The organism is Acidobacteriota bacterium (genome assembly GCA_028875725.1).
GTDB lineage: Bacteria > Acidobacteriota > Thermoanaerobaculia > Multivoradales > Multivoraceae > Multivorans.
In genome coordinates this window covers 1367382-1389450 of sequence record JAPPCR010000006.1, presented here as the reverse complement: position 1 = coordinate 1389450, position 22069 = coordinate 1367382, and the positions used below count along the sequence as shown (strand labels likewise).

Sequence of the window (22069 nt, the reverse complement as noted above, 5' to 3'; positions counted from 1 at the left end):
CCGAAGGCGCCGGCGCGCGCAGTGGGACGGCACAAAGCGCTGAGGTCTCCTTACTTCGGCGGATGGACCGCGAGGCCATCCTCGTCCGGTTCGGTGCCCCAGCCCGGCCGGTCCGGCACGATCAGGCAACCGTCCTCGAACTCGGGCTCGTGGGTAAACACCTCGCCGTCCCAGGGCAGGCGGTCGATGTCCGTTTCCATGATCCGGAGGTTCGGCACCGCCGCGCTCATGTGGGCGTTCATCATCGTCGCAAGGTGGCCGTAGTAGTTGTGCGGCGCCACGTTGACCTCGTGGGCCCCTGCCAGGGCGGCGATCTTCATCGACTGCCAGACGCCGTTCCAGACCGCGTCGATGATCGCAACGTCGACCGCCTCGGCGCGCAGGAACGGCAGGAAGGCAGCAGGCGTGATCAGGGTCTCGCAGGAGCTGATCGGATGCGCGCTCTCCTGACGGACGGTCGCCAGCCCCTCCGCCGACGACGTGTCGATCTCGATCCAGAAGAGGTCGAGGTCCGCGAGTGCCCGCACGATCTGCCGGTAGCCCGAGATCTTCGCGTTGAAGTTCAGGTCAAGCAGGATGCCCATGTCGGGACCGGCGCCCTCGCGCAGCGCTTCAAGGTGACGGCGAAGCTCCCGAATCGTCCGGCGCTCGACGTTCTGACCCGGTTCGAACGGCCGCCCGAAGCCGGGCGCCCAACCGCGCGGCGCGCCGCTCGAGTAGTCGAAGATGTTCGTCTTGAGCGCCCTGAATCCCCGTTCGCGGACTTCGGCGCCGAGGGCGGTCACGCCGTCGATGTCGGTGATCGCGTTCCCGTAGTACTGGGGCAAACCGATCCGCCAGGTTCCGCAGTGCGACCAGTACACCGGCACCCGGTCCCGCACGCGGCCACCCAGGAGGTCGCAGCAGGGGACGCCGAGTTCCTTCGCCCAGGCGTCAAGCACCGCGTTCTCGATCGCTCCGATGCCCATCGCCATGACCCCGGACATCGACTGCCGGGCGCGGACCAGGAGCCGCTGATAGATCCGCTCGACATCCCGAACCCGGGAACCGACAACGCGATCCGCGAGCTGCTCGATGACCGTGGTGACGCCGACCGCGCCCTGGTGCTCGTCGTACTCGCTCCAGCCGACGACGCCGTCCTCCGTCGTCAGCTTGACGAAGTGGTAGTTTCGCCAACCGGCGTCGCAATGCCGCGTCTCGATGCTCCTGACCTTCATGCGTCGCTCCCCTCCCAGGCCGGGACGGCACCCAGCCACTCACCGATTACTTCGTCCGTGTTCTCGCCAAGGGCAGGAATCGGCTCGAGCGGACCGGACGGTCGTGCGTCGAAACGGATGGCGCTTGTCGGCAAGCCAATCTCGCCGAGAGCCGAATGATCGACCGATTCGAAGTAGCCGCGTTCCCAGAGGTGCGGGTCCGCGTTGACCTCGGACAGGTCGCGAACGGGCGCGCACGGCACCCGTCGGGACCGCACCGCCTCGTTGATCTCCGCACGGGAAAGGCCGGTGGTCCATGCCGCGACCAGAGCTTCCGTCTCGTCCCGACGAGAGACACGAGCCTCGTTGTTCCGGAACCGGGAATCACCGACCAGGTCCTCCCGTCCCATCGCCCGCAGCAGGTTCCGCCAGTGCCGCTCGGTGATGCAGATGATCGCGACATGGCCGTCACGGCACGGATACACGCCGCAGGGCGACACACGGCCGTGCCGGTTGCCGGTCCGTCCGGGCAGCTTCCCCTCGTGGTGCATCAGCGCGAGCTGGGTGAGCAGGGTCGGATACGCCGCCTCCTGCATCGCCACCTCGACCAGGCGTCCGGTCCCTGTGCCTTCCCGTTCGTAGAGCGCGCTGACGATCCCCCCGTACAGGTGCGTCCCGCCCAGGAAGTCGATGAGGGCCGGGCCGGCCTTGAGCGGTCCGCCGCCCGCCTCGCCGGTAATGCTCATCACCCCGGACCAGGCCTGGACCGTGAGATCCATCCCGAGCCGCTCGGAGTCCGGGCCGCTCAGGCCGTAGGCGGTGCCCGATGCGTAGATCAGCCGCGGGTTCAACTCCCGTAGCACCTTCCAGCCGACGCCCAGGCGATCCATCACACCCGGCGCGAAGTTCTCGATCAGCACGTCCGCGACCCCGGCCAACCGAAGCAGCAGTTGCCTCCCCTCCTCGTCCTTCAGATCGCAGGCCAGGGACCGCTTGTTCGTGTTCAGAAAGGCGAGCGGAAAGGACGGCGGCCCGCCATCAGCCTCACGGCGCCGCAGCGGCTCCCCGCCCGGCGGCTCCACCTTGACCACGTCCGCCCCCGCCTGGGCCAGCAGGTAGCCGGCGTAAGGACCCTGGTAGACCTGCCCGAGGTCGAGGACGCGGACCCCGGCCAGCGGCCTGGTCGGAGGGAGTTCGCCTTCGGTCACGCCGGCCTCAGTGAAACGACCCGCCGATCACGTCGCGGGCGACGATCAGCCGCTGGATCTCGTTCGGGCCTTCACCCACGCGGCGGATCCGGAGTTCCCGGTACCAGCGCTCGAGCGGCAGGTCCTTCGTCATGCCGTAACCACCGTGGATCTGCATCGCCCGGTCGACCACGCGGCTGGCGCCCTCGCTGGCCACCAGCTTGCAGATCGCCGCCTCGGTCCGGAACGGCTTGCCGGCATCGGCCCGCGCCGCGGCCTCCAGGGTCAGCGCCCGGGCCGTGCGCAGGTCGATCTCGTTGTCGACGATCATCCACTGCACCGCCTGGCGCGTGGACAGGTAGTCGCCGAAGGTCTTGCGTGTCTTGGCGTAGGCGATCGCCATCTCCTGCGCCTTGAGCGCGACGCCGACGCAGCCGGCCGCGTAGGGGATCCGGTTGCGGCTCAGACGGTCGTTGGCTATCGCGAAGCCCTGGTTCACCTCGCCGAGCACGTTGCGGCCGGGCACCCGCACCCGGTTGAACTCGAGTTCGGCCGCGTAGTGGGTGGAGCGCAGGGTGTGAACGATGCGTCGGACCCGAAAACCCGGCATGTCCGTGTCGACGAGGAAGCAGGTGATGCCCTTGCGGCCGAGTTCCGGGTCGGTGCGCGCGAAGACGATGCCGAAGTCCGCCTTGTCGGCGCCGCTGATGAACGTCTTCTCGCCGTCGAGGATCCAGTCGTCGCCGTCGCGGACCGCAGTCGTGCGGATGGCGCGGGCCGGATCGCTGCCGCCGGATGGCTCGGTCAGGGCGAAGAATCCCCGCTTCTCCCCTCGCAGCACGGGATAGAGGTAGCGCTCCTTCTGGCCGTCGTCCGCCTCGTACAACTGCGCCAGCCCAGCGCCGCCGAAGACGCCGTAGCAGGGCGCGTAGAGACCGGCCCGGTGCTGGGCCATCTCGAACGCCATCAACGTCCTGGTCACGAGGTCGATGCCGGGCCCGCCGTACTCCTCCGGGATGTCCAGGCCGTAGAAGCCGAGTTGCTTCGTCATCGCCACCAGCCGCTCACGGTGATGCGGCGGCAGTTCGCTCGCGTCCGGGTCGAGATCCGCCTCGAGCGGCACGATCTCTTCGCGCACGAAGCGGCGCACGGTCTCCAGGATCAGCTTCTGTTCGGGACTGAGTTGGAAATCCATGGACTCAGCCCCCTGCGGCAGCGATGCGGCCCACTCGCCGATCACCCCGGTCCGCGTTCCCGGGCGGCAACTCGCCATGATCGGCGAGGTACACAGCGAGCAACTCCTCGAAGCGGCTCCAGTACTGCATCGTCACCTCGTAGCGAAACCGGGCCGCCGTCTCGTGTTTCGCCGCCGCGTCGGCGATCGCGCTGCGCAGGCCGAAACGGGAGCGACCTCCCGCGAAACCGAGTTCGAGAGTGCCGCCCTGCGCGTCGGCGATCTCGTAGACGCCCAGCTGACCTGGCAGAGCGGCGATCGCGGCCCCGTCCAGGTCCAGCCAGGGCTTGGCCAGCCGGACACCGGTCATGCTGGCTCCGACGCGAACATCCGCGGGATCGTATCCCGCACTTCAGCGTCTCCATGCGCTATGTCACAATCGCCGCCGCTCTGTCTGACCAGTTTCTTCCTCTCGACCTCGGCGCTGCCGACACCGCGCCTTCCGGCTCCGAGACCGGTGCAGCGTTGCTGGACGGAATCCGCGTAGTCGAACTCGCAACAATCGTCATGGCGCCCTCGGCCTGCGCCATGCTCTCGGACTTCGGGGCCGAAGTGATCAAGATCGAGGCGCCGGGCCGGGGTGACCTCTACCGCTACTTCCAGGATCTGCCCGGCATGCCGGACTCGGAGATCCCGTACTGCTTCCTGCTCGACGGCCGGAACAAGAAGAGCGTCGTCATCGACCTCAAGCAGAAGAGCGGCCAGGGGCTGGCCCACCGGCTCATCGAGACGGCTGACGTGTTCCTGACCAACTGCCACAACTCCGTGCTCGAGGACCTGAGCATGACCTGGGACCGCCTGCGCGAAGTCAACCCGCGGCTCATCTTCGCCCACGGCACCGGCTACGGCCACACGGGACCCGAGGCCGAGAAGCCCGGCTACGACCAGGTCTGCTACTGGACCCGCTCCGGGCTCGTCGCGACGTTCACGCCGGTCGACGGCCATTTGGGGCCGCTCGGCTGCGGCACCGGCGACCATCCCACGGGCGTCACGCTCTTCTCGGCCGTGCTCGCCGGCCTGCTCAAGCGGGAACGCACCGGTATCGGTTCCTACGTCACCACCTCGCTGCTCGCGGCCGGCGCCTGGGCGAATGCCTGCGCCATCCAGGCCAAGCTGGTCGGAGCGGAGTTCCACGAGAAGCGTCCGCGTGAACGGACGCTGAACTTCGGCCAGCTCTACTACCGCACCCGGGACGACCGGCTGATCAAGCTGAGCATCATCGAGCAGGACCGGGAATGGGAGCACTTCTGCCTCGCCCTCGACCGCCGTGACCTCATCTCGGACGAGCGCTTCTGCACCACCCCGGAGCGGATCGAGAACATGCCCGAGTTCATCGCCCTGCTGGATGCGGACTTCGCAAGGCGGGACTTCTCCGAGTGGAGCGAACGCTTCACCCGCTACGAGATTGCCTACAGCCTCGTCTCGAATCTGGACGACATCGTCGCCGACGAGCAATTGGAGGCCATCGGCATGTTCCGCGACCTCGACCATCCCGAGTACGGGCGTCTGCGCACGGTGGACAGTCCGGTCCTCATCGAGGGCGAGGACAAGGTACAGCCCCAACCGGCGCCGGAACTCGGCGAGCACACCGGCGACCTCCTGCGCGAACTCGGACTCGACGCCTCGGAGATCGAGAACCTGGCCGAGGACGGCGTCATCTGGGGCCGGCTCTGAACGATTCGCCGCCCGCCGAGAACGCGACTACAATCTCCCTTCCCGAACCAAACGGCCCTCAGCCCAGGAGACGATCCATGGACTTTCAGGACTCACCGCAGGAAGCCGCCTTCCGCGCCGAAGCACGCGCCTGGCTCGAAGCGAACGCCGAACCCCTTCCCGCGGGCGCAACGTCGCAGTTCGACGGCCTGCCCGAGCAGGAAGGCCTGGCCGCGTCCAAGGAGTGGCAGCAGAAGAAGTACGACGACGGCTGGGCCTGCATCACCTGGCCGAAGGAACACGGCGGCCGCGGCGCGACCTTCATGGAGGGCGTGATCTGGGCGCAGGAAGAAGCGAGATTCGATGTCCCCGACGGCTTCCTCGGCATTGGCCACGGCACGTGCGCGCCGGCGATCATGGCCCACGGCACGGACGAGCAGAAGCGCCGCTACCTGCCCAAGCTGGCCAGCGGCGAAGAGGTCTGGTGCCAGCTCTTCTCCGAGCCCGGCGCCGGCTCCGACCTGGCCGGCCTGCGCACTCGGGCCGAGCGCGACGGCGACGAGTGGGTGGTCAACGGCCAGAAGGTCTGGAACTCGGGCGCCCACTACGCCGACTGGGGGATCCTCGTCACGCGGCACGACCCCAGCGTGCCCAAGCACAAGGGCCTGACCTTCTTCGTCGTCGATATGAAGTCACCGGGCATCGACCCACGGCCGATCCGGCAGATCCCGGGCACCTCCGAGTTCAACGAGGTCTTCCTGCAGAACGTCCGCATCCCCGACCACAACCGGCTCGGCGAAGTCGGCGCCGGCTGGCAGGTGGCGATCACGACGCTGATGAACGAGCGCCACGGCCGCTACAACATGACACCCGACTGGAGTGACGCCCTCCGCCTCGCCTCGGAACTCGAGATCGACGGTGCACCGGCGGCGACCCAGAGTTCCGTGCGCGAGCGCATCGCCGACTGGTACGTCCAGTGCCGCGGCGTCGAGCTGACCTTCATGCGCACTTTGACCGCCATTTCGCGGGGCAAGCAGCCGGGGCCGGAGAACTCGATCTGCAAGGTGATCACCGCCAGCGCCCGCCAGGACATCGCGTCCTTCGCGGCCGACCTGCTGGATACCGCCGGCGCCGTCAGCGGACGCGAGAACGCCCCCTCGGCCGGCCTGTTCCACTACGCCTACCTGGCGTCTCCCGGCATGCGGATCGCCGCCGGCACGGACGAGATCCTGCGCAACATCATCGCCGAACGCGTCCTCACGTTGCCCGGCGAGATCCGGGTTGACCGCGACCGGGCGTTCAGCGACATTCCGACCGGCTCGAACTGACGCCCCTCAGGGACGGTCGCGGCTCAGCCTCCTAGCCGCTCTCCTTGCGGTCGTAGAACCGCTTGTAGGAGGCGGTGCCTCCGTCGCCGCCGAACTGGATCTGGTTCAGGACGACGAGCTGGCCCTTCTTGTTGATGCTGTACTCCTGGATGAAGAGCGCCTCGCCACGTCCCCGGTTCCGGGTCACCAGCTTCGCCTTCTTCCAGAAGGCCTGGATCTCCCGCCGCTCACCGACCTCGTACCACTCGCGATCCGTTTTCAGAACGAGGGCCACTCCCCGGGAGTCCGCGATCTGAACGCCGCCATCCAGCATCCGGATGCTGAGCGCGTCCGCACCAACGCTGGCGCCACGACCGATCCCGGGCGGCCCTCCCTGACCGCCACCGGGCCCGCCAGGACCGAGGCCACCCTGGCCGCCGGCCCCTCCGGCTCCGGCGCCGCCGGCGCCTCCACGACCCGCGCCCCCGGCACCGCCTCCAACGGCACTACCGCCGCCGCGACGACCGCCGCCGCCACGGCCGACATTGCCGCCACGGCCGCTGAAGCCACCGTCACCAGGGGCTCCACGCGCAATCCTCATCCGCCGCATCGCCTGCCGCGGGTCGTCGCTCAGCTCCTCGTTCAGGATCCACTCCCCGCCGAGGTCCACCGACGGTGCGCCACCCCGCTGAGCCTCCGCGGGCTCCCCCGTCGCCAGAGACACCAGGACAGCCACCAGCGCGGTCGCTCCATACTGCACCGAAACCATCAGGAACGGACGATTCGACCGCGCGTCTGTCATGGCGATGCCCCCTCTGTCGTTCTTTCCCCTAGCTTAGCGCTCGGGAATCAGCTCGCGACCTCGCTCTCACTGCCCGGAAACAGCAGCCGGGCCATCTGGGTCTGGGAGCGGTGGACGAAGAGGATGACCTGGTCGTCGGGGCGGAGCATGTTGCTGCGCTCGGGCATGAACACGCGGTCGCCGCGTACGACCGCGCCGACGATCAGGCCGCGGGGGGCCTGCAGGTCGGCCAGGGTGGCGCCGGCCGCCGGACTCGCCTCGTGGATCACGCGTTGAACGACCTGCACGGCGCCGTCGGCGAGAGTGACGAGGTTTGCCTTGTAGCCGTTGGCGACGAAGTTGCGAACGTGGTCGATCGCCAGCGAGTGCGGCGAAACGAGTTCCACCTCGCCGACCCGCTTCCAGAGCCGGCTGGTCGTGTGGTGAATGAGCGCCACGACCCGGCGCACGCCGAGCTCCTGCGCAATGAGACCGGCCACGACGTTGCTGTCGTCGTGACTGGTGGCGGCAATCAGCACCTCCGCCCGCCCGAGGCCCTCGCTTTCCATCGTCGCGGCGTCGATCGGATCGCCGTGCAACACTTCGACATCGGGAAAGGACTGCGCGAAGAACTCGGCGCGGCGCCGGTCACGCTCGATCCAGCGAATGCGCTTGACCTCGTTCCGCAGCGCCTTGACCACCGCTACAGCAGCCGGGCTGCCGCCGGCGATTGCCACGGTGCGGGGATGCTCGATCCGTGAGGCGAAGAGCTCCTCCACCTCGTGGGTCGACTGGGTGCGACAGAGCACCATGGCCAGATCACCGGGCGACGCGCGCAGGTCCGGCCCCGGGATCGACAGTTCGTGCTCTCCATCGAAGTACCCGACGATGCGCGCGTCCTCGGGCAACGGCAGCTCGCTGAGCGGAAGGCGGGCAACCGTGCTGCCGATCTGGACCTGGATCGTGCGCAACTCGAACCGGCCCCGGGCCAGGTAGTCGACCTCGTGCGTATGGTGGCCGAGCACGATGTTGAGGATCGCGTTCGTCGCCAGGCTCTGGGGCGAGAGGAGGAGATCGGCCCCGAACAGCCGCTCGTAGGAGCGGCGGTAGACGGTCAAGTCCTCGGACGTGTCGAGCCGCACGACGCAGCGCTTGGCGCCGAGGTTGCGGGCGATCACCGACGCCACCAGGTTCGCCTCCTCCGAGGAGGACGCGGCGATGAAGAGCTCCGCCCGATCGACGTTCGCCCGCTCCAGAATGGCCTGGTGGGCGCCGTTGCCGACCACGAACGCCGCGTCGAGTTCCTCCTCGATCCGCTCGCTCATGCCCGGGTCGAGGTCGATCAGGGTGAGGCTCCGCCCCTCCCGACCGAAGGCCTCGGCGATATGGAAACCCATGTCGCCGATCCCCATCACGCAGAAGTGGCCGTTCGCACTCACCGCCCGTGGAGCATAGTCAACCCGTGTGGCGCGTCTCGCGCCACACGCGAAACACTCCGAGCGCGAGTCATCGAGCGCACGGATGACAGCAGCGTGTTGCCGTATCGGCCGACGCGTTCCTGTCTGCTACGGTAGCCGCTTCCGTCCGCGCCGCCGGGCCGAACGAGATGGCCGAACTGAAGACGAAGAAGAACGACGCGAGCGTCGAGGGATTCCTGACCGGCGTCGAGAACGAGCGGCGCCGCGAGGACAGCTTCGTCGTCCTTGAGATGATGAAGCGAATCACCGGCGAAGAACCGACGATGTGGGGTTCCTCCATCGTCGGCTTCGGCAGCTACCACTACAGGTACGCGAGCGGCCGTGAGGGTGACTGGCCGCGCATTGGCTTCTCGCCGCGCAAACAGAGCCTGACGCTCTACGTCATGCCCGGGTTCTCGAACTACGACGACCTGCTGTCGCGACTCGGCAAGCATCGCACGGGCAAGTCCTGCCTCTACGTCAACAAGCTCGCCGATGTCGACATGGACGTCCTGGAGCAGCTCATCCGCAGTTCTCTCGACGCGATGCGCGAGATGTACCCGGAGTGAAGTACACGGAGCTAACGAGAAGGCGAATGAACTACGAACGGATCCTGCTCGAACGGGACGGCAATCTCGCCACGATCACCCTCAACCACCCGGAAGTCCTGAACGCCACGGACGCCCGGATGATCGCCGAACTCGGCGACGCCGTGCTGCGCATCCGCGACCCGGAGAGCGGCGTGCGCGCCCTTCTCCTCACCGGCGCGGGCCGCGCCTTCTGTTCCGGCGCCAACCTCTCCGGCCGCGGCGACCAGGAAGAGGGGGCGGTGAACCCGACCGCCCGCGAGAACCTGCGCAACAACTACCACCCTCTCCTGCTCTCCCTCCGCGACCTGGACATGCCCATTGTCACCGCGGTCCATGGGGCGGCGGCCGGCGTCGGCATGAGCTTCGCGCTGCTCGGTGACATGGTCTGCGCCTCGAAGCAGGCGTTCTTCCTCCAGGCCTTCGCGCGCATCGGCCTGGTCCCCGACGGCGGCGCCACGTTCATGCTGCCCCGCCTGATCGGCTGGGGCCGCGCGGTCGAACTCTCGATGCTGGCCGAACGTCTGCCGGCCGACAAGGCCTTCGAGTGGGGCCTGGTCAACCGGCTGTACGACGACCAGGACTCCCTGCTGGAGGGCGCCACGGAACTGGCTCACCGCCTGGCCAATGGTCCGCGCTCCCTGGCCCTGATTCGCAAGGCGTACTGGGCGACTTGGCAGAACGTCTACGAACAACAGCTCGACCTGGAGGCCAGGCTGCAGGCGGAGGCCGGCGCCACCGAGGACTCCCGTGAAGGCGTGATGGCCTTCCTCGAGAAGCGGCCCGCCGAATTCAAGGGTCGCTGATCCCGGTGCTCGCTCGTCCGCTTCTCGTTGCCGCCCTCACCTTCTCGACTGCGGCGCTGGCGGCGCAGGAGACGATCGAGTGGCGCCACTACGCCGCCGACCGCGCCAGCACGAAGTACTCGCCGGCGGCTCAGGTCGACGCCTCGAACGTGGCGGCACTCGAGGTCGCCTGGCGCTGGGTGACACCCGACAGTCGGGTCGAGGCGCAGACCCTGGCCGGCGACCTCAAGGGCACGCCGTTGATGGTGAACGACACGCTCTACGCCGTGTCGGCCATGAACCTCGTGAGCGCGGTCGACCCCACGACCGGCGAAGAGCTCTGGACCTACGATCCGAAGGCCTACGAGCGCGGGATTCCAACCCACGGCGGCTTCACCCAGCGCGGCATCGAGTTCTGGGAGCACCGGGGCATGCAGCGGATCGTGCTGGTCACCGGCACCCACCAACTCGTGTCCCTGGACGCGAAGACGGGTAAACCCGACCTCGAGTTTGGCGAAGCGGGAATGGTCGACATGCGCGGCGACATCGGAAGGCCCGACCAGATGCGCGACACCGGTGCGAACTCGCCCGGCATCGTCTGCGGCGACACCGTCCTCATGGGCATGACGATCATGGACTTCGCCCTGACCCAGGAGATGCCGGCCGGCCACATCCGCGGCTACGACATCCGCACCGGCCAGAAGAAGTGGGTCTTCCATACCGTGCCCCAGGGCGACGAGCCCGGCGCCGAGACCTGGCACGACGAGTCATGGCGCTACTCGGGCAACACCAACGTGTGGTCGTGGATGAGCTGCGACGAAGAGACGGGCTGGGTCTACTTCGGCACCAGCACGCCGACCAGCGACTACTACGGAGGCCACCGCCACGGCGACAACCTCTACGCCGAGAGCCTGGTCGCCATCGACACGGCGACCGGCGAAAAGAAGTGGCACTTCCAGGCGGTCCGGCACGGCCTGTGGGACTACGACTTTCCGTGCGCGCCGATCCTGCTCGACATCGAAGTCGACGGTGAGTTGATCGAGGCGGTGGCTCAGGTCAGCAAGCAGGCCTTCACCTACGTCTTCGACCGGAAGACCGGCGAGCCGGTGTGGCCGATCGAGGAACGCAAGGTCCCCGAGAGCCTGGTCCCCGGCGAATGGACCGCGAGCATGCAGCCTTTCCCCACGAAGCCGCCGCCCTTCGACCGCCAGGGCGTCCGCGAAAGCGACCTGATCGACTTCACACCGGAACTCAACGCAAAGGCGCTCGAGATCTACCGCGAGACGCTCCTCGGCGGTCCGATGTTCACGCCGCCCACCCTGGCCGGCGAGGGCCGGAGGGTGATGGCTCAGTTGCCCGGCCAGGCGGGCGGCGCGAACTGGGGCGGCGCCGCCGTCGATCCGCACAGCGGCGTCCTGTTCGTCCCGTCGCAGACGCGCCTGGGCACGATGGCGCTCATCCCGCCGACGGCGCGCCAGCCCTCCGACCGCGACTACCTGCCGGCGTTCACGTTTCCCGCCGGCCCGGAAGGTCTGCCGCTCGTCAAGCCTCCCTGGAGCCGGCTCACCGCGATCGACCTGAACCGGGGCGAGATCGTCTGGCAGGCGCCTGTCGGCGACGGTCCCCGCGATCATCCGGCGATCGCGGACCTCGATCTGGGACCGCTCGGCGCCTGGCCCCTCGCCGGCCTCACGCCGGGCTGGCCGATGGCGACCGCCACGCTCGTCTTCGTCGTCACCAGCGAGCGGGTGCGCGGCACGTATCAGGAGGAGAACGCCGGCCTGGGCCGCCGCGGGCCGTCGACCGGTTTCCTCTACGCCTTCGACAAGGCGACCGGCGAGGAGGTCTGGCGCACCGAGCTGCCCGACACCCCGGGAGGCGGCCCGATGACCTACGTCGTCGGCGGTCGCCAGTTCATCGTCGTGCCCGTCGGCAACCGCGGCCGGGAGCACTCCCTGGTCGCCTACGCGCTGCCGGCAGGTTAGGCGTCAACGACGCTTCGAGAGGCGCGCGCCGGGAGGATCGGTGATCCACTCGGCGCCCTGTTCCCAGCCATCGTCGAACACGGTGTCCCGGATGGGCCGCCGCCGTAGCGGACCGTGGCGCCCCAGGGGCTTGCCGATCGTGATCGTCAGCGACAGCTCGACGTTGTCCGGAATCTCCAGAATCTCCCGCAACTCGCCGGCCACCGCGTGGTGCCAGCCGCTGTAGCAGGCACCGTAGCCCAGCGCCCTCGCCATGAGGAACAGGTTCTGGCACGCTGGGAAGACGGAAGCGCCCTCCGAGTGGGTCAGCGCCCGGTAGCGGACGTAGCAGGCGATGATGACCGCCGGGATCCGCTCGAAGTGATCGACGTAGTGCTGGATCGCCCGGTTGACTCTCGACTTGGGCGAGTCCGGATCGGCGGCCGATCCGCGATTCCAGCCCTCCTCCTCCGTCTTCCGCGCCCAGCCGCGGCGGAAGGACTCGCCCAGCAACCGGCGGGCGCGCCGGGCGCGAGGCCCGTCTCGCAACACGATGAAGCGGAAGGGCTGGCGGTTCGTACCGGACGGCGCCCGGCTCGCCGCGTAGAGGATCTTCGCCAGGTCCGCGTCGGGGATCGGCTCGGGGCTGTAGCGCCGCACGGAACGCGCGGTGGAGAGCAGTTCGAAGAAGTCGTCGGCGTTCATGGAGCGTACGATCCCCCACCCGCGAAGCCCGCGTCAAGCGATAGGATCGGCCGATCTTCCCACTCCTCCCCACTGTGACGCGCCCGCCTGGGATTGCGGCGCCGACCCAGAGGAACCCGACGATGCAGAAACTCAGCCGTAGCGTTCTCCCCCTGGCCATGCTCCTGGTCGCCTCGGCGGCGTTGGCCCAACGCAGTCAACTGGAACTGCAGGTCGTCGACATGAACGACGCCGAGCTGGGCCCGGTGAACGTGACCGTCTTCGCCCCCACGGGCGAGATCGTCGTGCAGGAGGCCACCCGCAAGAATGGCCGCCTGCGGATCCGCCTGGCGCCTGCGGAAGCGCCCTACAGGCTGCTGCTGCAGAAGGAAGGCTATCCGGACCGTGAGCTGGAGGTGGAGATCCTCGACGGGGGCCGGGACCGATCGCTTCGGGCTCAGCTCTGGGACGAGGAAGCGGCGCGCAAGCAGCAGGCGATCGACGCCTTCAACGAGGGCATCGGGAAGATTCAGGCGGGTGACGCGGCCGGGGCCCTGCCCCTGTTCGAGCAGGCGGTCGAAATCGACCCGACGATCGCTGCGGCGCATCGGACGATCGCGGCCATCCTGCACAACCTGGGGAGACTCGACGAGGCGCTCGAACCCGCAGCCAGGTATGTGGAGATGGAGCCGATGCCGCCCGACTTCGCTTCCATGTTCTTCGACATCTTCGCGGCTGCCGGCGATCCTCGCGCCGAGGACGCGAAGCAACTGGCGATCGAGGCCGGCATGGGCGCCGAGCTCGCTCCCGGCATCTTCTCGCAGGGCGTTCAGGCGGTTCGGGCCGGCGACGACGAGCGCGCCATCGAACTCTTCCGCGAAGCAGCATCGCTCAATCCGAGGCTCCACCAGGCCTACCGGAACATCGGCACGATCTACTTCAACGACGGCCAGTTCGAGGAAGCCCTGGTGGAGCTCGACCGCACCCTGGAGATCGACCCGCGGAACCAGGAAGCGCTGCGCATGAAGTACTTCTCCTTCGCCTCGCTCGGCAACCTCGAGGACTCCATCGAGGCGGGTAAGGCCTGGATCGCGGTCAACCCCACCGCCGGCAGGCAGGTGCAGTTCCAGGCCGAGCAGCTCTTCGACCAGGAGGCCTTCGGCAACGCGAAGCTCTACGACCAGTCGCTCATCGCCTGGGACGACAACCACCCGCGCGCCCACTTCCGCCTCGGCGTCATCTACCGCCGCAGCGCGGATTCAGGCCCGGCCAGGGAACACCTGACAAGGTACCTGGAGTCAGCGCCGGACGACGAGGACGCGGAGGACCTGGCCAGGGCCCACTACGAACTCGGGATTCTTGCGGTGAACGCGAGCGACGCGAACGCCGCCCGCGAGCACCTGAGCACGTCCCTTGAGATGGCGCCCGAAGGCGAGTTCGCCGACGTGGCGCGAGCGGCCCTCGAAGGCTTGTAGGCTGCGGCGGGCGGCTACGCCCGAGAACCGCCCGAGAACACGCGGAAGAGTCTCTTCAGCGGGTCGTAGAACTCGGACACGACCCGCTCCTTGAGCGGGATGATCGCGTTGTCGGTGATCGTGATGTGCTCGGGACAGACCTTCGTGCAGCACTTCGTGATGTTGCAGTAGCCGATCCCCTCTTCCTGCTTGAGCGAGGCGAGGCGGTCCCTCGTGTCGAGGGGATGCATCTCGAGCGCCGCGTTGTAGACGAAGAAACGCGGGCCGACGAACTCGTCGTGCAGGTGATGGTCCCGCAGCACGTGGCAGACGTCCTGGCACAGAAAGCACTCGATGCACTTGCGGAACTCCTGGACCCGTTCGACGTCCTCCTGGGCGATGCGCCAGGTGCCGTCCTCGGCGTCGGGCGGACGCGGCTCGAAGGGCTCGATCTTCTTCTTGACCTCGTAGTTCCAGGACACGTCGCAGACGAGGTCGCGGATCACGGGGAAGGCGCGCATCGGCTCGACCGTCACCGGACGGTCCGCCGGCAGGTCGCTCATCCGCGTCATGCACATGAGCCTGGGATTGCCGTTCACCTCCGCAGAGCAGGACCCGCACTTGCCGGCCTTGCAGTTCCAGCGCACGGCGAGGTCGTTCGCCGATTCGGCCTGGATCTGGTGAACAGCGTCGAGGACGACCATGCCCTCGGTGACTTCCGTCGTGTAGTCCCGGTAACCGCCCTCGTCCCCGGCGCCGTCCTGTCGCCAGATCCTGAACTGTGTCGCGGCCATCTCAGCCCATCTCCTCGACCAGTCTGGTCAGTTCGTCGCTCATCGGCTCCACCGGAATCTCCTCGACCACCATTTCGCCGTCCGGGCTCCTGGCGGCCCGGATGATCACCTTGCCGAAGTGTTCGTCCTTCTGCGGATAGTCGTCGCGGAACTGGGCGCCGCGGCTCTCGCGGCGCAGCAGGCCGGCACGGGCAACCGCCTCGGACACGACGAGCAGCGGGTGCAGGTCGAGTGCGGTATGCCAGCCCGGGTTGTACTCGCGGTTGCCGGGCGCCGACACGGCCTTCGCCCTGTCGCTCAACCGGCTGATCTCCTCGATCGCCTCCTCCAGCTCCGACTCGATGCGGACGATGCCGACCTTCTCCTGCATCAGATCCTGGAGTTCGTGCTGGATCTGGTACGGCCCTTCACCGCCTTCCCGTTCGAGCGGCTCAAGAGCTTCCTTCATCCCTGCTTCGACCGCGGCCTCGTCGAGCCGGACGTCGCCTTGCTCGCGGGCGAAGGCGGCCGCGTACTCGCCGGCCCGCTTGCCGAACACGAGCAGGTCGGACAGCGAGTTGCCGCCCAGCCGGTTCGCGCCGTGGAGTCCGGCCGCACACTCACCGGCGGCGTACAGACCTGGCACGGTCGACATCTGGCTCTCGGCGTCCACCCGCACACCGCCCATCACGTAGTGCGTCGTCGGCCCGACCTCCATCCTCTCCTTCGTGATGTCGAGTCCGGCCAGTTCCTTGAACTGGTGGTACATCGACGGGAGCTTCTTCCTGATGTGCTCCTCGGAGTTGCTGATCTTCTCCTTGATCCAGGCGATGTCCAGGTAGACGCCGCCGTGAGGCGAGCCCTTGCCGGACTTGATCTGGTTGACGATGCAGCGGGCAACGTGGTCGCGGGTCAGGAGCTCCGGCGGGCGCCGCGCGTCGCGGTCGCCGACGACGTAACGCCAGCCCTCCTCTGCGCTGTCCGCGGTCTGATCCTTGTAGAGAGCCGGGATCTCGTCGAACAGGAACCGGTCGCCGTCCGAGTTCAGGAGAATCCCGCCCTCGCCGCGCACGCCTTCGGTGACCAGGATCCCGCGCACGCTCGGAGGCCAGACCATCCCGGTCGGGTGGAACTGGACGAACTCCATGTCGATCAGGTCGGCACCGGCGTCGTAGGCGAGGGTGTGGCCGTCGCCGGTGTACTCCCAGCTGTTGCTGGTGATCTTGAAGGCGCGGCCGATGCCGCCGGTGGCCAGCACGACCGACTTCGCCCGGTACACCCGGAACCGGCCGCGTTCGCGGTCGTAGGCGAGGGCGCCAGCGACCCGGCCATCGTCGAGCAGCAGCCGGAACACCGTGTACTCCATGTGAAAGTCGATGCCCCGATGGATACCGTGATCCTGCAGCGTCCGGATCATCTCGAGCCCTGTGCGATCGCCGACGTGGGCGAGGCGCGGGTAACGGTGGCCCCCGAAGTTCCGCTGCAGGATGCGGCCATCCTTCGTGCGGTCGAACAGGGCCCCCCAGGCCTCGAGCTCCAGCGCCCGCTCCGGCGCCTCCTTGGCGTGGATCTCGGCCATCTTCGGGCTGCTCAGGTACTGGCCGCCCCGCAGCGTGTCCGTGACGTGGACCTTCCAGTCGTCACGCTCGTCCACGTTGCCGATAGCAGCCGCCATGCCGCCCTCGGCCATCACCGTGTGCGCCTTGCCGAGCAGGGACTTGCAGATCACGCCGCAGGAGGCGCCCGCGGCCGAGGCTTCGATCGCGGCGCGCAGGCCGGCGCCGCCCGCGCCGACCACCAGCACGTCGTACTCGTGGGGTGTCTGCTCCATCAGAGGATCCTGAAGTCGGTCCAGACGCCCATCGAGCACAACCGGACGTAGATGTCGGAGAACGTGACCCAGATCAGGCTGAGCCAGGCCCAGGCCATGTGCTTGCGGTTCAGGCAGGAGACGCAGCGGTAGCAGGCGCTCTGGAACGGCCTCCCCGCCATCACGTTGCGGAAGCCGCCGATCACATGGCGCGTCGAGTGGCAGCCCAACGCGTAGCCGCTCAGCAGGAGCCAGTTGATCAGGAGAACAAAGGACCCGATGCCGATGCCGAAGGCGTGGCCGCCGGACGCCGTCTCGAACTCGAACGCCCGGTACACGTCAATCGGGAAGAAGACGAAGATCCAGGCCATCATCGCGAACAGGAAGTAGCGGTGGATGTTCTGGACGATCAGCGGAAAGGAGTTCTCGCCCCGGTAGGCGTTGCGCGGCTCACCGACCGCGCAGGCCGGCGGATCGGCCCAGAACGCCTTGTAGTACGCGCCGCGGTAGTAGTAGCAGGTGGCGCGGAACCCCAGCGGCAGGATCAGGATGAACAGCGCCGGCGACTGGGGAACGAAGCTCGGCCACCAGCTCGGGAAGCCCTCGAACCAGGCATGGTGCGAGAGGCCGAAGACCTCGGGCGAGTACAGCGGCGACAGGTAGCCGCCGAATACGTAGTGATCGGCCTGAAGCGCCGCCCAGGTCGCGTAGACGCTCGCGAGCCCCAGGCCCACGACAACGGCGCCCGGCTGCAGCCACCAGGCGTCCTGGCGCTGGGTTTCACCGAACGATCGCCGCTTCAGCGCGGCGGAGATGGCCATCTCGGATTCTGTCCTCTCTGGGTCGCTGGATGGAAGTGCGCGAGTGAGGGCCACGGTCGGCCCGGCGGTGATCATAGCCACAAGCCGAGTCCCGATCGACCCCGGGATCCGCGAATGGGCGGGGACGACACACTGTGATCGAATCGCGGTTCAGGTGAGCCGCATTCTCGTCCTGTCGACCGTTCTGGCGACCACCGCGGCGCTCCCGGCGCAGGAACCCGAGCGCCCCGGCAGCGCCCGGGTGGTACGCGCCTACTTCGAAGACCCGCTCACCGCGGCCAGAGCCGTCATGTCGCTCGAAGCTCTGGAGTCCGAGTACGAGAAGGGCTACATCGTCCTGCGAGCCACCGACGAAGACATCGAGGCGGCCCGGCAGGCAGGCCTTCGGGTGGTCGAAGACGACGACTACCTCGAGGTGACGCGCCGTTCCGAACGGCCGGTTGTGGTGCCCCGGGGAACGATCGCGGGCTTCCCCTGCTATCGCACCGTCGAGGAAACCTACGCAAGTGCCCGGGCGATCGTTGCCCGGCACCCGACTCTTGCGACCTGGTATCCCGTCGGCAGGTCCTGGAAAAGGACACGCGACGCGTCGGTGGGCTACCGCCTCATGGTGTTGCGTCTGAGGAACTCCGCTACGTCCGGCGAGAAACCCGCGCTCCTGATCACGGCCGCTCTTCATGCCCGCGAGTACGCGACGGCTGAACTCGCCCTGCGCTTCGCCGAGTACCTGGTCGACTCCTACGAAACGGATGCGGACGTGCGGTGGCTGCTGGACCATCAGGAAGTCCACCTCCTGCTGCAGGCGAATCCGGACGGGCGGAAGCGCGCCGAGGAGGGGTTGCTCTGGAGGAAGAACCACAACACGAACCACTGCCCCGCCGACTACCCGGGCGTCGACCTGAACCGCAACTTCGCCCTCGCGTGGCACCACCCCGGCGGATCGAGCGACAACGACTGTTCGCAGACCTTCCGCGGGCCCGGCCCCGCTTCGGAACCCGAGACGAGAGCCGTCGCGAACTACATGCGGAGGCTCTTCCCCGGCGCACAGGGACCGGCGGAAAGCGACCCGGCGCACCCCGGAACGAGCGGCCTCTATCTCGACATCCACAGCCACGGCCGCCTCGTTCTGTGGCCTTGGATACACACGTACGAAGGCGCGCCAAACGCGACCGCACTGCAGACGCTTGGCCGCAAGCTCGCGTTCTTCAACGACTACCTTCCGATTCAGGGAATCGGGTTCTATCCCGCAACCGGTACGACCCTCGATTACTCCTACGGCGAACTGGGAGTCGCTTCCTTTCTCTACGAACTGGGGACGACCTTCTTTCAGGACTGCGACGACTTCGAACGCTCGATCCTCGATGGCAACCTCGAGTCGCTGCTCTACGCCTTCAAGGTGGCGCGGACGCCGTATCTGACTCCAGCAGGCCCCGACGTTCGAGAGCTGAGTCTGAGCGGCCGCGCGTCAACGACCGGCGTCGCGGCGGGATCGTCCGTCCGCCTCTCCGCGACCTTCGACGACACCCGGTACCAGAACAGCAACGGCGCGGAATCAAGCCAGGCCATCGCCGCGGGCGAGTACACCATCGACACTCCTCCCTGGAAGACGGGAGCGGTTGCAAGCGGCATCTCCGCAACCGACGGCTCCTTCGACAGCAGTTCGGAGTCGGCGACCGCGACCATCGACACCTCCGACCTGGAGGCCGGCCGGCACACGGTCTTCGTTCGAGCGAAGGATGCCGACGGCAACTGGGGCGCGGTCAGCGCGGTCTTCCTGGTCGTCCAGGCGGCCGACGACCCGGAGAACGGCGGCAACGGCAGTTGTGAGGCGGACGGGAACACCGTCTGTCTCCATGACGCCCGCTACAGCATAAGGGTCACCTGGCTGGACGAAAACGGCCGGACCGGAGCGGCAAGCGCCGCCAGCTCCGCAACGCGGGACGCGGGCCTGTTCTGGTTCTTCGACGCGGACAATTGGGAGGTCCTCGTCAAGGTGCTGGACGGCTGCGCCCTGAACGGCCACGTCTGGGTCTACGGCGCCTCGACGACGGACGTCGGCTACAGCATTCGCGTGACCGACACGGTGACGGGCGTCGAGAGGGAGTACCGGAACGAACCCAGTATGCCGGCCTCGGCGATCACCGACGCGACCGCCTTCCCGGACGGCTGCCGCCCACCGTAGACGCGGCCGGCGCGCGTCGCCCGACCGCGGGATGGTCTCAGAGAGCCGGCGAGGAGCGGAGGTCGTCCACGTCCGACACCCTCGCCGTCGCGCCGCCGGCCGCCCGCTCCGCATCGAGCAGAGAAGCGCCCCGTTCGATCCAGGTCCGGCCGCGCACCCGGACAGCAAGCAGGGCTGCCAGCAGCCCTACGTGGACGATGAAGCAGCTCCAGGCGCCGACCAGGCCCCAGTTGCGCGTGGCGAAGAACACGAGCGGGACGAAAACGAGCCAGGCCACGCCGATGTTCACGACCATCGGGTAGGTCGTGTCGCCGGCGCCGCGAAGCGCGCCGGAGTAGATGTTGAACGGCAGTTCGAAGATCAGGCACAGGGTGCAGATGAGGAATAGCGGCCGCGCGTACGGCAGCAGCGCGGCGAGATCGCCCGCCTCCCGCGCGAACAGCTGCATCAACCACCCGGGGAAGCCGACGTAGATGACGGCCATGATCGCCATCGCCCCGTAGCCCAACCACATCACGCGACGGACGACGACGCGCACGTCGTCAAGCTGTCTGGCGCCCAGACACTGCCCGACCAGCGTTGTGCAGCCGACGGCCAGCGCGACGGCGAGCATGAAGGAGACGGACCAGGCGTGAATTACGGCGTTCGTCGCCGCCATCTCCGCGTCGCCCAGATTCGCCACGAGGGCCGTGAAGACGCTGATTCCGCCCATCTCCATGAACACCTGGACACCGATCGGCAAACTGACGCGGAGCATCTGGCCGAGCAGGGCCGCCTCCGGCGGCCGGGGGCGCGTCGCGCCGTAGTCGCGCCCTATCTTCGTCGCGAGCACGCCGGCCAGCAGGCCGACCGCGACGAGAAACTGGGCGATCACGGTACCGACCGCGGTGCCCGCGGCGCCAAGCTCCGGGAAGCCCCAGACGCCGAAGATGAGCAGGTAGTTCAGTCCGCAGTTCAGGGCCAGTTGAAGCAGCCCCGCGAACATCGGGACCTCGGTGCGTCCGAGCCCGCGGTAGTAGTTCTCCGCGACGAGGAAGATCATCAGTCCCACCGCGGCGCCCAAGCGCACCTCCGTGTAGTCCGTGGCGATCGCCTGGACCTCCGGCGACGCCCCCATCACCCGGAACGCCCAGCCGGAGAGCGGCGCCGCGAGCAGGACGGCGACGCCCGCACCGGCGGCCAGGTAGAGACCCTGCCAGAATGCGACGCCGACCCGGTCCTTCTTGCCGGCGCCGAAGAACTGGGCGACGAACGTGTTCACGCCCTGCAACAGGCCGACGAAGAAGCCGAGCAGCCACCACGAGATGATCGCGCCCAGGCCGACTCCGGCCAGGGCGACGACGCCCAGCCGGCCGACCATCATCGCGTCGATCAGGCCCATCGCCGTGTGGGTCATCTGCGTGATGACGACCGGACCGGCCAGCGCGAGAATGCGCCGATAGGAGATGTCGATGTTCATCGTTCAGGTTTCCGCGAGCAAGGTTTCGAACCGCGCCGCCATGCGCGGCCCCGCCCCTTCGTCTTCGTGCTTGAAGAAGACGTAGGTTTCGCGCCAGGGTTGCCGCCGGATCCTGTCGGCCCAGGAGCGAAGCGCCGCCTCGTCGTAGTCCTCGCGGCGGAGCCGAAGATAGCCGAAGTCCGTGGTCGCCACCAGTGGCGCGTCGTGGTCGCCTCCCGCGTCGGCGACGCACAGGGCGGCGCCGGCCTCGTCGAGCAACGCGAACACGGCATCGTCGAACCAGCTCGCGTGCCGGAACTCGAACGCCGCCCGCAGCCCCGCCGGCAGCCGCTCGAGGAATGCCGCGAGTCGATCGTCGTCTCGCCTCAGGTACGGCGGCAACTGGAACAGAAACGGGCCAAGCTGCTCGCCCAGCACCTTCGCCGTGCCGAAGAGATACTCAACCGAATCGCCGGCGTCCCTGAGCCGCTGGTGGTGAGTGATCCGGCGCGAGGCCTTCAGCACAAAGCGGAAGCTCTCCGGAACCGAGTCACGCCAGCGCTCCAGCAGGTCGGCCTTCGGCATCCGGTAGAAGGTGTTGTTGATCTCCACCGCTCCGAGCTTTCCCGCGTAGAACGAGAGCATGTCCGGGCGCTTCGTCCCGGACGGGTAGAAGTGGCCCTTCCAGGCGGGATACGAGAACCCGCTCGTGCCGGTGCGGACCCGCATCGCTGACAGTCTGCCGGGGGTAAGCCG

The 22069-nt window shown here is 68.0% G+C and carries 19 protein-coding genes; 7 read left to right on the top strand and 12 right to left on the bottom strand.

What is annotated here, in order from left to right; genetic code table 11:
- Positions 1–50: 50 nt before the first annotated feature.
- Genes OXI49_07625 through OXI49_07610 form a run of 4 tightly spaced genes read right to left on the bottom strand, consistent with a single transcriptional unit; the run spans position 51 to position 3927 of the window.
- On the bottom strand, positions 51–1217 hold the full coding sequence (locus OXI49_07625) for a mandelate racemase/muconate lactonizing enzyme family protein (GenBank protein MDE2690372.1): 1167 nt from the start codon (positions 1215–1217) through the stop codon (positions 51–53).
- Complete coding sequence (locus tag OXI49_07620; protein ID MDE2690371.1) at positions 1214–2404, bottom strand: CoA transferase; 1191 nt, start codon at positions 2402–2404, stop codon at positions 1214–1216. Before OXI49_07620 ends, OXI49_07625 begins: the two co-directional genes overlap by 4 nt.
- A gap of 7 nt (positions 2405–2411) precedes the next feature.
- Positions 2412–3578 carry an acyl-CoA dehydrogenase family protein gene (locus OXI49_07615; protein MDE2690370.1) on the bottom strand — a complete coding sequence of 389 codons (1167 nt, stop codon included), beginning with the start codon at positions 3576–3578 and terminating at the stop codon, positions 2412–2414.
- A 4-nt stretch (positions 3579–3582) separates the two neighbouring features.
- Positions 3583–3927: a hypothetical protein gene (locus OXI49_07610; GenBank protein ID MDE2690369.1), complete on the bottom strand. Its 345-nt coding sequence runs from the start codon at positions 3925–3927 to the stop codon at positions 3583–3585.
- A gap of 155 nt (positions 3928–4082) precedes the next feature.
- Between OXI49_07610 and OXI49_07605 the strand changes: the two genes are divergently transcribed.
- Both OXI49_07605 and OXI49_07600 read left to right on the top strand, forming a co-directional pair.
- Positions 4083–5291, top strand: a complete 1209-nt coding sequence (locus OXI49_07605) for a CaiB/BaiF CoA-transferase family protein (protein ID MDE2690368.1) — start codon at positions 4083–4085, stop codon at positions 5289–5291.
- A gap of 77 nt (positions 5292–5368) precedes the next feature.
- Positions 5369–6598: an acyl-CoA dehydrogenase family protein gene (locus tag OXI49_07600; protein ID MDE2690367.1), complete on the top strand. Its 1230-nt coding sequence runs from the start codon at positions 5369–5371 to the stop codon at positions 6596–6598.
- A gap of 31 nt (positions 6599–6629) precedes the next feature.
- On the opposite strand, the gene OXI49_07595 is transcribed toward OXI49_07600, so the two are convergent.
- Complete coding sequence (locus OXI49_07595) at positions 6630–7379, bottom strand: hypothetical protein (GenBank protein MDE2690366.1); 750 nt, start codon at positions 7377–7379, stop codon at positions 6630–6632.
- Positions 7380–7426: 47 nt separating this feature from the next.
- Positions 7427–8797, bottom strand: a complete 1371-nt coding sequence (gene trkA, locus OXI49_07590) for a Trk system potassium transporter TrkA (protein MDE2690365.1) — start codon at positions 8795–8797, stop codon at positions 7427–7429.
- A 167-nt stretch (positions 8798–8964) separates the two neighbouring features.
- Here trkA and OXI49_07585 point away from each other — a divergent pair, with 167 nt between their 5' ends.
- From OXI49_07585 to OXI49_07575, 3 genes are read left to right on the top strand one after another with little or no spacing between them, the layout of a single operon-like run.
- Positions 8965–9384 (top strand): DUF1801 domain-containing protein, encoded by a 420-nt coding sequence (locus OXI49_07585; GenBank protein MDE2690364.1) that lies wholly within the window; start codon positions 8965–8967, stop codon positions 9382–9384.
- A gap of 26 nt (positions 9385–9410) precedes the next feature.
- Positions 9411–10208 (top strand): enoyl-CoA hydratase/isomerase, encoded by a 798-nt coding sequence (locus OXI49_07580; protein ID MDE2690363.1) that lies wholly within the window; start codon positions 9411–9413, stop codon positions 10206–10208.
- Between the two features lie 5 nt (positions 10209–10213).
- The gene (locus tag OXI49_07575) at positions 10214–12172 is read left to right on the top strand and encodes a PQQ-binding-like beta-propeller repeat protein (GenBank protein MDE2690362.1); all 1959 of its coding nucleotides are present in this window, start codon (positions 10214–10216) and stop codon (positions 12170–12172) included.
- A gap of 3 nt (positions 12173–12175) precedes the next feature.
- On the opposite strand, the gene OXI49_07570 is transcribed toward OXI49_07575, so the two are convergent.
- On the bottom strand, positions 12176–12856 hold the full coding sequence (locus tag OXI49_07570) for a nitroreductase family protein (protein ID MDE2690361.1): 681 nt from the start codon (positions 12854–12856) through the stop codon (positions 12176–12178).
- A gap of 122 nt (positions 12857–12978) precedes the next feature.
- Between OXI49_07570 and OXI49_07565 the strand changes: the two genes are divergently transcribed.
- A complete protein-coding gene (locus OXI49_07565) occupies positions 12979–14310 on the top strand; it encodes a tetratricopeptide repeat protein (GenBank protein MDE2690360.1) in 1332 nt (443 codons plus the stop codon).
- A gap of 14 nt (positions 14311–14324) precedes the next feature.
- On the opposite strand, the gene OXI49_07560 is transcribed toward OXI49_07565, so the two are convergent.
- From OXI49_07560 to OXI49_07550, 3 genes are read right to left on the bottom strand one after another with little or no spacing between them, the layout of a single operon-like run.
- A complete protein-coding gene (locus OXI49_07560; GenBank protein ID MDE2690359.1) occupies positions 14325–15083 on the bottom strand; it encodes a succinate dehydrogenase/fumarate reductase iron-sulfur subunit in 759 nt (252 codons plus the stop codon).
- A gap of 1 nt (position 15084) precedes the next feature.
- A complete protein-coding gene (locus OXI49_07555; GenBank protein ID MDE2690358.1) occupies positions 15085–16893 on the bottom strand; it encodes a fumarate reductase/succinate dehydrogenase flavoprotein subunit in 1809 nt (602 codons plus the stop codon).
- Complete coding sequence (locus tag OXI49_07550; GenBank protein ID MDE2690357.1) at positions 16893–17693, bottom strand: succinate dehydrogenase; 801 nt, start codon at positions 17691–17693, stop codon at positions 16893–16895. The genes OXI49_07555 and OXI49_07550 overlap by 1 nt, the downstream gene beginning before the upstream one ends.
- A 154-nt stretch (positions 17694–17847) precedes the next feature.
- Between OXI49_07550 and OXI49_07545 the strand changes: the two genes are divergently transcribed.
- Positions 17848–19875: a M14 family zinc carboxypeptidase gene (locus OXI49_07545; GenBank protein MDE2690356.1), complete on the top strand. Its 2028-nt coding sequence runs from the start codon at positions 17848–17850 to the stop codon at positions 19873–19875.
- Between the two features lie 37 nt (positions 19876–19912).
- Here the strand turns inward: OXI49_07545 and OXI49_07540 are convergent, their stop codons facing one another.
- Both OXI49_07540 and OXI49_07535 read right to left on the bottom strand, forming a co-directional pair.
- Positions 19913–21334 carry an MATE family efflux transporter gene (locus tag OXI49_07540; protein ID MDE2690355.1) on the bottom strand — a complete coding sequence of 474 codons (1422 nt, stop codon included), beginning with the start codon at positions 21332–21334 and terminating at the stop codon, positions 19913–19915.
- A gap of 3 nt (positions 21335–21337) precedes the next feature.
- Positions 21338–22042: a DUF72 domain-containing protein gene (locus tag OXI49_07535; protein MDE2690354.1), complete on the bottom strand. Its 705-nt coding sequence runs from the start codon at positions 22040–22042 to the stop codon at positions 21338–21340.
- Positions 22043–22069: the final 27 nt, after the last annotated feature.